This window comes from Corynebacterium sp. c25Ua_89, assembly GCF_047459735.1.
Lineage (GTDB): Bacteria > Actinomycetota > Actinomycetes > Mycobacteriales > Mycobacteriaceae > Corynebacterium > Corynebacterium simulans.
In genome coordinates, this window is the sequence record NZ_JASBOD010000001.1 from 508,599 (window position 1) to 519,626 (window position 11,028).

The 11,028-nt window shown below is 57.2% G+C and carries 11 protein-coding genes and 1 tRNA gene; 9 read left to right on the plus strand and 3 right to left on the minus strand.

Annotated features, from left to right (window positions below; genetic code table 11):
• Positions 1 to 6: 6 nt before the first annotated feature.
• Positions 7 to 92, minus strand: a tRNA-Leu gene (locus QKB66_RS02385).
• A gap of 228 nt (positions 93 to 320) precedes the next feature.
• On the opposite strand from QKB66_RS02385, the gene QKB66_RS02390 reads away from it, so the two are divergent.
• Positions 321 to 860, plus strand: coding sequence for a YbhB/YbcL family Raf kinase inhibitor-like protein (locus QKB66_RS02390; protein ID WP_248090262.1), 540 nt, complete (start codon positions 321 to 323; stop codon positions 858 to 860).
• Positions 861 to 952: 92 nt separating this feature from the next.
• On the opposite strand, the gene QKB66_RS02395 is transcribed toward QKB66_RS02390, so the two are convergent.
• Positions 953 to 2,062, minus strand: coding sequence for a quinone-dependent dihydroorotate dehydrogenase (locus QKB66_RS02395; RefSeq protein WP_414252607.1), 1,110 nt, complete (start codon positions 2,060 to 2,062; stop codon positions 953 to 955).
• Positions 2,063 to 2,077: 15 nt separating this feature from the next.
• Entirely contained in the window at positions 2,078 to 3,088 is a 1,011-nt protein-coding gene (locus tag QKB66_RS02400) for a hypothetical protein (protein ID WP_414252608.1), read from the minus strand.
• A 124-nt stretch (positions 3,089 to 3,212) separates the two neighbouring features.
• On the opposite strand from QKB66_RS02400, the gene QKB66_RS02405 reads away from it, so the two are divergent.
• From QKB66_RS02405 to QKB66_RS02440, 8 genes are all read left to right on the plus strand, one after another.
• A complete protein-coding gene (locus QKB66_RS02405; protein ID WP_248091251.1) occupies positions 3,213 to 4,037 on the plus strand; it encodes an undecaprenyl-diphosphate phosphatase in 825 nt (274 codons plus the stop codon).
• A 103-nt stretch (positions 4,038 to 4,140) separates the two neighbouring features.
• Positions 4,141 to 5,379 (plus strand): cysteine--1-D-myo-inosityl 2-amino-2-deoxy-alpha-D-glucopyranoside ligase, encoded by a 1,239-nt coding sequence (mshC, locus tag QKB66_RS02410; protein ID WP_414252609.1) that lies wholly within the window; start codon positions 4,141 to 4,143, stop codon positions 5,377 to 5,379.
• A gap of 24 nt (positions 5,380 to 5,403) precedes the next feature.
• Positions 5,404 to 5,787, plus strand: a complete 384-nt coding sequence (locus tag QKB66_RS02415; protein ID WP_062035040.1) for a hypothetical protein — start codon at positions 5,404 to 5,406, stop codon at positions 5,785 to 5,787.
• A gap of 21 nt (positions 5,788 to 5,808) precedes the next feature.
• A complete protein-coding gene (locus QKB66_RS02420) occupies positions 5,809 to 6,564 on the plus strand; it encodes an HAD family hydrolase (RefSeq protein ID WP_414252610.1) in 756 nt (251 codons plus the stop codon).
• 49 nt (positions 6,565 to 6,613) lie between these two features.
• Positions 6,614 to 6,877 carry a phosphoribosyl-ATP diphosphatase gene (locus QKB66_RS02425; protein ID WP_248090247.1) on the plus strand — a complete coding sequence of 88 codons (264 nt, stop codon included), beginning with the start codon at positions 6,614 to 6,616 and terminating at the stop codon, positions 6,875 to 6,877.
• Between the two features lie 17 nt (positions 6,878 to 6,894).
• Entirely contained in the window at positions 6,895 to 7,740 is an 846-nt protein-coding gene (gene hisG / locus QKB66_RS02430; protein WP_248090244.1) for an ATP phosphoribosyltransferase, read from the plus strand.
• Between the two features lie 144 nt (positions 7,741 to 7,884).
• Positions 7,885 to 9,417: an aspartate ammonia-lyase gene (gene aspA, locus QKB66_RS02435; protein WP_061922458.1), complete on the plus strand. Its 1,533-nt coding sequence runs from the start codon at positions 7,885 to 7,887 to the stop codon at positions 9,415 to 9,417.
• Positions 9,418 to 9,712: 295 nt separating this feature from the next.
• A complete protein-coding gene (locus tag QKB66_RS02440) occupies positions 9,713 to 11,020 on the plus strand; it encodes an anaerobic C4-dicarboxylate transporter (protein ID WP_414252611.1) in 1,308 nt (435 codons plus the stop codon).
• The last annotated feature ends 8 nt before the right edge of the window (positions 11,021 to 11,028 follow it).

The following is an 11,028-nucleotide window of genomic DNA, read 5'->3' on the forward strand; positions in this document are numbered from 1 at the left end:
GATTTGTGCCCGAGGGGGGACTTGAACCCCCACGTCCGTTAATAGGACACTAGCACCTCAAGCTAGCGCGTCTGCCATTCCGCCACCCGGGCTGGGTGTTTTCAGCCTCTCGGCTGGGCACTCGAATACTGTAGCGCGAAACGCGTAGATTAAACAAATCAGCAGGTAGTGGCGGAAAATGGCCTAGTTTTGAGGTCTTTAAAGCGCGTATAAGTACATCGTTGTAAGTTGGCAGTTATGCCTGCGGTATGGCGTGGGGCCTGCCAATTGAGATGCCAGACTCATCGACAGCATGGTGTGGCCTCAGGTACAACTGAAATATGACTTCATATGCACAAGATTCCCGTTTCCCCGGCCACGATCCGTATGCGCCGCTAAAGGATCTGCCGAGCTTCGAGCTGGCCTCCGCAGACATTGTAGAGGGCGAGGAGATCGCTGAGCGTTTCCGCGCTCCCTCTGATGTCTCTCCACAGCTGAAGTGGAGCGGTGCGCCCGCAGGCACGAAATCCTATGCGGTTACCTGCTTCGACCCAGACGCGCCTACGGCATCGGGTTTCTGGCACTGGGCGGCCTTTAACATCCCAGCCACCGTTACAGAACTTCCAACCGGCGCAGGTTCGGCTGAGGACCTAGGCATCGAAGGCGTGGTTAGCTTGCGCGGGGATTCCGGCAAGAAGACCTACTACGGCCCGAATCCGCCCGCAGAGCATGCCCCGCACCGTTACCTCTACGTAGTGCATGCGGTAGATGTGGAAAAGCTCGACATCGACCCAGAATCCACGCCGACTGTCCTAGGCTTTAATCTTCATTTCCACGCCCTGGGGCGTGCGATCACTTGGGGTTGGTACGAGACCACCTAAGGCTCGTTAAAGACGTGTTAAAACGCCCGTCCCACCACCTTGTAGGTTGAGGTGGTGGGACGGGCGTTTCGTGGTTTTGTCTTGGCAGCTTTCTACTTCCAAGGAAGGCCGGAGCCTACAGCCTCAGAGATGCTGCGAAGGCCGTGAGCACGAATTTGCTCGGCGATGCCGCGGTGAATATCGCGAATCCAGTCCGGGCCGCCGTAAATCAGGCCCGTGTAGCCCTGCAGGAGGCTGGCTCCTGCAGCAATGCGCTCCCACGCCTGCTCCGGGGTTTCGATGCCACCAACGGAGATGAGTACAAGCTTGTCACCCACCCGTGCGTGGAGGCGGTGGAGGACCTCCAAGGAGCGCGCCGCAACCGGTGCGCCCGAAATTCCACCAGCGCCCATTGCAGTAACCTCGTCGGCGGGGGTCTTGAGTCCCTCCCGTGAAATAGTGGTGTTGGTGGCCACGATGCCCGCAAGGCCCAGCTCGACCGCCATATCGGCAACGGCGTCAACGTCCTCGTCAGAGAGATCTGGAGCGATCTTGACCAGGACTGGAGAGCTGGTGGATTCCTGCACAGCGGCCATGATCGGGCGCAGGGACTCAACGGCTTGGAGGTCACGCAAGCCCGGGGTGTTTGGCGAGGAGACGTTAACTACGAGGTAGTCAGCTAGGTCGCCCAAAACCGAAGCTGACTGGCGGTAGTCCTGGACCGCTTCTTCGGCAGGGGTGACTTTAGTCTTGCCAATGTTGATGCCGATGACGTCGGAAGTCCGACGTGCCCGCAGGTTGCGGGCTGCAGCGGCTGCGCCCTCGTTGTTAAAGCCCATGCGGTTTAAGATTGCGCGATCCGCCTTCAAGCGGAAAAGGCGTGGGGCAGGGTTTCCCGGTTGCGCCTTTGCCGTGACGGTGCCCAGTTCCGCATAGCCAAAGCCAACAGCAGACCAAGTATCGGCGGCTGCGGCATTCTTATCAAAACCAGCTGCAAGTCCCAGCGGGCGCGGGAACTTTACACCGAATACCTCTTGCTCCAGTACTGAATCATTGACTGGCACCACCTTGTGTAGGCCGCGGTGCAGCAGGGGTGCTTTCTGCAAGCCGGATAAAGCGCCCATCATAATGAGGTGAATGCGCTCGGGCGCGAGCTTAAACATGCCTTTGAGCGCTAATTGATAGGCGTTTTTGCGCAGTGCGTCGACGCGAGTTTCTTGCATGGTTTTAAAGGGCCCTTACTTCAGATTCGGTTCGGAAATAAACTGGATGCCGCTGCCACTCGCAGAGGCGGTGACCACGGTGGCGTCGTCAAGCACGGCGATATTTTGAGCATCTGCGACCGTGTCAACACTACCTTTGTTCTCTGGGACGCCCGAGGCGATGGAAAAGGCATGTGCCTTGCCGTTGTCGGTGGTCGTAACCCATGCCAGCTGGCGCTGTGGGTCCCATGCCACGCCCCATGGCGAGCCGTCGACGTTGCCGTATTGGTGCAGACGGATTACGTCGTCGGCGGTATATACCGCAAGACGCTCGCCAGAGGTATCGGAGGCGAGGACGAGGGCGCCGTCACCAACAGAGATCTGGCCGATGCCTTGACCTGCGCGAAGGCGGCCGCCGGCGCGATCGTTTTGCCAATCGATGTTCTGGATCGTGGAATCAGCGCGCAGGATGCGCACGACGTTGTCGGCACCGGCGTCGTTAGGCACAGCCAGGAGCTGATCGGAGCCTTCCTCGACCTCAATGTCGCGGTCGCGCTTGCCGTCCTCATAGATGCCAACCGTGCGCGAGTCCATGGAGCCTGCGAAGATCTCGCCGCTAGAAAGTTGCGTGGCGACGGTGACCGGACCTTCTTCCTCCATGGCTACCTCGGTCGGGGCATCGGGCTTGGTTGGGTCAATGAGATAGACCTTATCGCCGCAAGCAAGTACGAAGCCCTGCTCAGAGGCGTTCAAATCGCCGCACTTTTCGTCGATGTCTATCTTCTTTGCGTCGCCGCCGAGGAACTCGCTCTGCTGACCGACGTAGAGTGCGTCCTTGGTGCGGACGGCGATGGTATTGCCGTGGGCCGCGAGGTCCGTTACCTTCTCCGCAAATTTCGCGACCTTGCCTGCAGGCTTTACCCCATCGTTGGAGGTAGGAGCAGGCGTGGCGTTTACCTTCAGGGCTGAATCTGGATCACCGCCAACGCCTACCTCCGGCTGGCATGCACTAAGTGCTAGGGCGCTTGCAAGAAGCGTCAGTGGCATCAATATCTTTGTTCTGGCCAGTGGTTTCACGGTTGTTTATCCTAGCAGCCAGCGTGGGTAGATCCCGAAGCGCGCCAGACTATGTATGCTCACCCAAGTGAATACTGCAGCAGCAACAGACGCAATGTCCTGGCTTCAGGTCATCGTCCTATCCATTGTCCAAGGCCTCACCGAGTTTCTGCCGGTTAGCTCTTCCGGCCACCTGCGGATCGTCTCCGAGCTTTTTTGGGGCCAAGACGCTGGTGCTTCCTTTACTGCCGTGATTCAGCTTGGTACGGAAGCAGCCGTATTGGTCTACTTCGCCGGAATGATTTGGCAGATCCTTAAAGGCTGGTTTTCCGGTCTTTTCAATAAGGAAAAGCGCGGTCAAGACTATCGAATGGGCTGGATGGTCATTGTCGGTTCCATTCCGATTGGCATCTTGGGTGTGCTGGGCAAGGATTTCATCCGTGACAATCTGCGCAACCTGTGGATTACCGCTGCGATGCTCATCCTTTTCTCTTTTGTCTTCATCGCGGCTGAGCGCACCGGCAAAAAAGAGCGCGGCTTCGAAGAATTGAACATGAAGGATGCCATCGTCATGGGCCTATGCCAGTGCTTGGCGCTGGTGCCTGGCGTTTCTCGTTCCGGCGGTACGATCTCTGGTGGTCTCTTCTTGGGCCTCGACCGCGAGGTAGCAACTCGTTTTAGCTTCTTGCTCGCAATCCCAGCCGTGCTGGCGTCCGGGTTGTTTTCTTTGGGGGATGCCTTCGGCCCGACTGTCGGCCAGTCCGCAACCGGCGCGCAGCTGCTGGTGGGCACCCTCATCGCCTTTGCGATTGGCTATGCCTCCATTGCATGGCTGCTGAAGTTCGTGGGCAACCATTCCTTCGAATGGTTTGCCGCATACCGCATCCCAGTGGGCATTATCATCATGGCGCTCATCGCTTTCGGCTACCTTCAGCCTTAGGCCAGCTTTCTCATAACTGGCCATTAGCCCTGCCTGAGTCCTGCCTGATGCCTAATGCTGCACAAAGTGCATTAGGCATGAAAAGGGCGCTACGATAGGCCGCATGCATTCTTGGCCTGAACCCCATGTTGAATTAGTTCCAGGGAAACCCCACGCACTCCATCTCTACGACTCCGCGGATCAGCAGATCCGGAAGGTAGAGGTAACGGGGGACACCGCCACCATGTACGTGTGCGGTATTACTCCCTATGATTCGACCCACCTGGGCCACGCGGCAACATATTTGACCTTTGACCTGGCCTATCGCCAGCTCCTGGATAACGGCTACAAGGTTCATTACGTCCAAAACATCACCGATGTGGATGACCCGCTCTTTGAGCGTGCAGAGCGCGACGGCGTCGATTGGCGTGAGCTCGGCACCTCCCAGATTGATCTTTTCCGCTCCGATATGGAGCTGCTCTCTGTTTTGCCACCCCAGGATTACGTGGGCGCGATGGAAGCCATCGATGAGGTCACCGAGATGGTGGGCAAGCTTCTCGATGCCGGCGCCGCCTACATCGTTGACGACCCCGAATTCCCCGACGTCTATGCTTCCATCGAAGCCACGGAAGCCTTCGGCTACGAGTCCAACTACTCCGCAGCGGAGATGGAGGAGTTCTTCGCCGAACGCGGTGGGGACCCTGAGCGTCCAGGAAAGCGCAACCCGCTGGATGCCTTGATTTGGCGCGCTCACCGTGAAGGCGAGCCGGCATGGGATTCTCCATTTGGCCCGGGCCGACCTGGTTGGCACATTGAGTGTTCTGCTATCGCCACCAATCGCCTGGGCGCCTCGTTTGATATCCAGGGCGGCGGCAGCGATCTTAAGTTCCCACACCACGAGTTCTCAGCAGCGCATGCGGAGGCAGCCTTGGGTGTGGAGCGTATGGCGCAGGTTTACGTGCACACCGGCATGATTGGCCTCGACGGCGTCAAGATGTCGAAGTCTCTGGGCAACCTCGTTTTCGTGCACAAGCTGGTTGAGGCGGGCGTTGATCCCTCCGCCATTCGCCTGGGCGTCTTCGCAGGCCACTACCGCAGCGAGCGCGATTGGTCCGATGAGGTTCTGCATGCGGCCAACGAACGCCTGGCAAACTGGCGTAAGGCTCTGGAGAATCCGGGCAGCGTAGAGGCCGCACAGGCGCTTGTCGACGCAATGCGTCTCGCGCTTTCCAATGACCTGGATACGCCGGCAGCTTTTCAGGCTGTCGACGAGTGGGCAGCGGGCGAGCGCGGCGCAGATGACGAGCAGGCGGCCGAATTGCTGCGTACCGCTTTTTATTCGCTACTTGGCGTGCGCGTTTAAGAAATATCAGGCAGAATTCACTTCATGAGCATTCGCGCAGATTTTCAGCCCACCGTCGATGAGTTCATCAGCAATCTCGAGTCTTTTGCCACCGGCAGCTACCTCAAAGAAGAAGAGAAAGAATTCTGGGAGGCGCCCTTCGACGCCGGCGTTCTTCCAGAGCTGCGTTCCATTGTGGAAAAGCTTCTTGACGATCTTGATGCACTCCCTGATGATCCAGACGGGCAATCTCTTGCCGCGAGCGTGAACAAGTCAGTAGAGAAGCTGGCTGCGTTCAACCGCAAGAACGCGGATGCAGTTTTGGAGCCGGAGGAAAAGGAAGAGCTCTCTGAGCTTATCTACAATGCCTCCGCAGCCACCGGCGCCGATGACGAAGCCTTGGCACAACTGCCTGAGCTCGACTTCTAAACGTAACCCCCTTATCTTTTGATGAGCTCATCTTTCGAATCTGCAAGTTCCGCATCCAGTCAAGCTATACCCAAACGGCCCGCAGCCATCTTTTGGGACATGGACGGCACGCTGACCAACTCTGAGCCCTTGTGGACCCAAGCCACATTGCATCTGTCTAGCCTTATGGGCCATTCAATGACCCCGAAGGAGCGGCTTGCTACGGTTGGCGGCACTTTTGAAAAGACTCTTTCAGTCTGCGCTGAGTTGGCTGGAGTCGAGCTTATGCCCGGTGACTATCAGCGTTACCAGGAGGTTACTTTTGACTACGTCAAAAATCTCTTCCACGGCAACCTAGAAATCTTCCCAGGTATCCCGGAACTTCTGCGTGAACTGCATGCGGATGGTGTGCCGATGATGGTCACCACGAATACGGAGCGCTATGTCGCTTCTTCGGCAATTCCGGAGATAGGCGAAGAATTCTTCGTCGATACAATCTGCGGTGACGAAGTACCAGCCGGAAAGCCTGCACCCGATATGTACTTGGAGGCAGCACGTCGCCTCGATCTTCATCCCGCTGATTGCTTGGTCTTTGAGGATTCTGCTGCGGGCATGCGTGCGGCTGTCGACGCCGGCTGCCACGTCATTGGCCTACCGGAGGATGACAGGGTAGAGGTTCCAGCGGAAGTAACTGAAATTTCTACGCTACGGCCTGCGCGTCACTTAGACGGCGTTAACGCGGCAGATGTCTATGCGTGGTTTGGCGAGATCAGCTCTAATTCGTCCAAATCTATTTAGTTATCAATTTTAGCCCTCGGAGCCGAGTTTCTATGCAACAATAGAATCCGTGAAGAATTTCGAGTCCCTTTTTGCAGAATTGTCCGAGAAGGTTCAGGCCCGTGCGACGGGCTCTGGAACCGTGGCTGCATTCGATAAGGGCGCTCATCATCTTGGCAAGAAGATCATCGAGGAAGCCGGTGAGGTCTGGATTGCTGCCGAGTATCAATCCGACGAAGAGCTCGCCGAGGAAATGTCGCAACTTATCTACTGGCTACAGGTCATGATGCTAAAGCGGGGCCTTAGGCCAGAAGATATCTACAAGTATCTCTAAAGGGAAGGAGCCTTAAGATGATTAAAGTTGCCGTTCCCAACAAGGGATCATTGTCCGAGGCTGCCCTTAGCATCTTGGCAGAAGCCGGCTACAAAGGCCGCGGGCACTCCAAGGCACTCAACATCGTTGACGAGGCTAACGGTGTCGAGTTTTTCTTTTTGCGCCCCAAAGACATCGCCATCTACGTCGCCCAAGGCGTCTTGGACTTAGGCATTACTGGCCGCGATCTCGCGCGTGACTCCCGCGCATCATTCAACGAGGTTCTAGATCTAGGCTTTGGCGCATCCACTTTCCGCTACGCCGCCCGCCAAGGTGAAGACTGGACCATTGAGAAGCTGCAGGGCAAAAAGATCGCTACTTCTTATCCCAATCTCGTGCGCGCGGATCTGCGGCAGCGAGGGATTGAAGCTGAAGTTATCCGCCTCGATGGTGCGGTGGAAATTTCCATCCACTTAGGCGTTGCCGATGCGATCGCAGACGTGGTCTCTACCGGTGCGACGCTGCGTCAGCAGGGGCTTGCACCGTTTGGGGAAGCCATCACCGAGTCCACGGCGGTCCTCGTCAAGCGCGCTGGCGTGGGATTGAGCGATGAAGAGCAAGTAGTCCTCCAACGCATCCAGGGCATCCTAAATGCGCGTAACTATTTGATGCTCGATTACAACGTGGCCAAAGAAGACTTGGAGGCGGCTTCGGCAGTAACACCGGGGCTTACCGGGCCCACGGTTGCCCCTCTCGCAAGGGACAATTGGGTAGCGGTGCGCGCGATGGTCCCACGGCAGGATGCGAATCGAATTATGGACCACCTTTCGGCGTTGGGAGCGGAAGCTATCCTGGCATCAGAGCTACGGATCGCCCGCTTTTAGGGGTAAATTTTAGAGATCTTGCGGAGATTGAACGCCGGAATGTCTGCTCTAGTTACGATGGGCATTGAGTTTACTCAAACAATCATCGTTCGAAATGCTCGTGGATTTTTCAGCGAGTATTGACCACTTAAGGAGTCCCGCCAAATGGCTAAGACCACTAAGAAGGATGCAGAAATCGACGCTAAGCAGGAGGGCGTAAAACCTTCTGCTAACGAGGCCAAGGACGCTGCCAAGGCTAAGAAGTCTTCTTCTAAGAAGTCTCGCACCGAGACCGACCTTCTCGGCTCCATGGAGATCCCGAATGACGCGTACTACGGTGTCCACACCCTGCGCGCCATCGACAACTTCCAGATCTCCTACGTCACTATCAACACCATTCCAGACTTCATCCGCGGCATGGTGATGGTCAAGAAGGCCACCGCAATGGCCAACCGTCGTCTGCACGTTCTGCCTAAGCAGAAGGCAGAGGCAATCATCTGGGCATGTGACCAGATCCTGGACGAGGGTCGCTGCATGGACCAATTCCCGCTCGACGTCTTCCAGGGCGGCGCGGGCACCTCGCTAAATATGAACACCAACGAGGTTGTTGCCAACCTCGCTCTTGAGTACCTCGGCGAGGAAAAGGGCGCATACGACATCATCAACCCGAACGATGATGTCAACATGTCCCAGTCCACCAACGACGCATACCCAACCGGTTTCCGCCTGGGTCTGTACTACTCCCTGGACACCCTGATCGAGCGTATCGATTCCCTGCAGAACGCTTTCCACGACAAGGGCAACGAGTTCCAGGACATCCTGAAGATGGGCCGCACCCAGCTGCAGGACGCTGTTCCTATGACCCTGGGTGATGAGTTCAAGGCATTCGCTCATAACCTGGCTGAGGAGCAGGCTGTACTGCGCGACGCTCAGAAGCGCCTGCTGGAGATCAACCTCGGTGCCACCGCAATCGGTACCGGCGTTAACACCCCAGCTGGCTACCGCCACCAGGTCACCGCAGCTCTATCCGAGGTCACTGGCCTGGAGATCAAGACCGCTCGCGACCTCATCGAAGCAACCTCCGACTGCGGCGCATACGTTCTGCTGCACTCCGTCATCAAGCGCACCGCTATGAAGTTGGCCAAGATCTGTAACGATCTGCGCCTGCTGGCTTCCGGCCCACGCGCTGGCCTGGGCGAGATCAACCTGCCTGCTCGCCAGGCTGGTTCCTCCATCATGCCGGGTAAGGTCAACCCGGTTATCCCAGAGGTTGTCAACCAGGTCTGCTTCAAGATCTTCGGCAATGACCACGTTGTCACCATGGCTGCTGAAGCTGGCCAGCTCCAGCTCAACGTCATGGAGCCGGTCATCGGTGAGGCACTGTTCCAGTCCATCCGTATCATGGGCAACGCTGTTGACACCCTGCGCGAGAAGTGCGTCACCGGCATCACCGCCAACGCTGATGTCTGCCGCGCATACGTTGAAAACTCCATCGGTATCGTCACCTACCTGAACCCGTTCATCGGTCACCACAACGGTGACGAAATCGCTAAGGAGTCCCTGAAGACCGGCAAGGGCGTCAAGGAACTCGTTCTGGAGAAGGGCCTTATGGACGAGGCAACCCTGTCCAAGGTTCTGTCCGTTGAGAACCTGATGCACCCAGAGTTCCGCGGCCAGCTCTACATCGACGAGGACTAAATCCGACCTAAGCCCTAAATGTATCAGCGCCCCCGCGAGCTATTAGGTACGGGTTTTAGGCCATGTGGTTTTACCACATGGCCTTTCGTCGTTTTGTTGTTGTGCAGGAATTTCTTTGGTTTTCAATCAACCAACCGTAATGCAATAGGTTAATTTTGTGGGAACAAGCACAAACGGGCGTTTTAATTAACCAAAGCCACACGATTTGGGGGACAATGGAGAGGACAGAGCATGGCTGACTCGTTTATTTTCGGCTGAGGAAGCCATTTAATTTTTCGACCTTGTGGAGATTCCCATGGCTGTAGTCCATATCCTCATTGTCCTCGCCGCGATTTACTTAGGTGCCCGCATTGGCTCAATCGGCATCGGTGTCGCTGGCGGTCTCGGCGTCCTCTTGCTGGGCCTAACAGGCGTGCCGGTTACCCGTGAAGATATTCCTTTCGACGTCATCGGCATCATCATGACCGTTATTGCCGCCATCGCCGCCATGCAGCGCGCGGGCGGTATGGACTACCTGGTCCAGGTGGCCGAGCGCTTCCTGCGTAAGAACCCGCGCCGTATCACCTACTATGCACCGATCGTCACCTGGCTGATGACCGTTCTAGCAGGTACTGGCCACACCGCATTCTCTACGCTGCCCGTCATCGTCGAGGTAGCAAAGGAAGGCAAGGTCCGCCCATCGCGTCCGCTTTCCATCGCCGTTGTAGCCTCCCAGATGGCAATCTGTGCCTCGCCGATTTCCGCCGCTGTGGTCCTGCTGGCCTCGCTTCTGGAGCCAACCGGCATCGGTTACCTCCAGCTGCTCGGCGTTCTTATTCCAGCAACCTTCCTCAGCATCTTCCCGGCTGCTTGGCTGGCAAACCACGCGGGTAAGGAACTAGAAGACGATCCGGTCTATCAGGAGCGCCTCGCACAGGGCCTCGTCGCAATGCCGAAGGGACACACCGACCAAAGCACGCAAAAGGGCGCAAAGGCCTCCATCTACATCTTCCTGGCTGCCATCATCATCGTCATGATTTGGGCAACGCTAACCTCGGAGCAGGTTGGCCTCATCACCGAGCCGACCCTGCCACGCAACGAGGCCATCATGACGGTCATGCTCACCGCGGCAACGCTCATCGTCATGATCACCAAGATTCCAGCCGCCGACATCCTCAACACCCCGGTATTCAAATCTGGTATGTCTGCTTCCATGTGTGTTCTCGGCGTCGCTTGGCTGGGCACAACGCTCATCAACCACTATATGGACAACATCCAGACCATGGCGGGCGACGTCGTCAAGTCCGCTCCGTGGATGCTGGCCGTCGTTCTTTTCTTCGCCGCCGCACTGCTGTACTCCCAGGCTGCTACCACCAAGGCGCTGCTGCCAGCCGCACTGGCCCTGGGCGTAAGCCCGCTGACCGCACTGGCCGCATTCCCAGCCGTTTCCGCTCTGTTCATCCTCCCGACCTACCCAACCTTGCTGGCCGCAGTTGAGATGGACGATACCGGCTCCACCCGCATCGGAAAGGCCGTGTTCAACCACCCATTCCTCATCCCAGGAACGGTCTCCATCGTGGTCGCTGTTCTGCTGAGCTACGCACTCGGTGCTGTCATCGCCTAGAGCCCGCG

Excerpts from the sequence above, each read along its gene's own strand:
- mshC (WP_414252609.1), top strand. The coding sequence starts at position 4,141 with ATGCATTCTTGGCCTGAACCCCATGTTGAATTAGTTCCAGGGAAACCC.
- QKB66_RS02405 (WP_248091251.1), top strand. The coding sequence starts at position 3,213 with ATGTCCTGGCTTCAGGTCATCGTCCTATCCATTGTCCAAGGCCTCACC.
- QKB66_RS02400 (WP_414252608.1), bottom strand. The coding sequence starts at position 3,088 with ATGCCACTGACGCTTCTTGCAAGCGCCCTAGCACTTAGTGCATGCCAG.
- QKB66_RS02420 (WP_414252610.1), top strand. The coding sequence starts at position 5,809 with ATGAGCTCATCTTTCGAATCTGCAAGTTCCGCATCCAGTCAAGCTATA.
- QKB66_RS02440 (WP_414252611.1), top strand. The coding sequence starts at position 9,713 with ATGGCTGTAGTCCATATCCTCATTGTCCTCGCCGCGATTTACTTAGGT.
- hisG (WP_248090244.1), top strand. The coding sequence starts at position 6,895 with ATGATTAAAGTTGCCGTTCCCAACAAGGGATCATTGTCCGAGGCTGCC.
- QKB66_RS02415 (WP_062035040.1), top strand. The coding sequence starts at position 5,404 with ATGAGCATTCGCGCAGATTTTCAGCCCACCGTCGATGAGTTCATCAGC.
- aspA (WP_061922458.1), top strand. The coding sequence starts at position 7,885 with ATGGCTAAGACCACTAAGAAGGATGCAGAAATCGACGCTAAGCAGGAG.
- QKB66_RS02390 (WP_248090262.1), top strand. The coding sequence starts at position 321 with ATGACTTCATATGCACAAGATTCCCGTTTCCCCGGCCACGATCCGTAT.
- QKB66_RS02395 (WP_414252607.1), bottom strand. The coding sequence starts at position 2,062 with ATGCAAGAAACTCGCGTCGACGCACTGCGCAAAAACGCCTATCAATTA.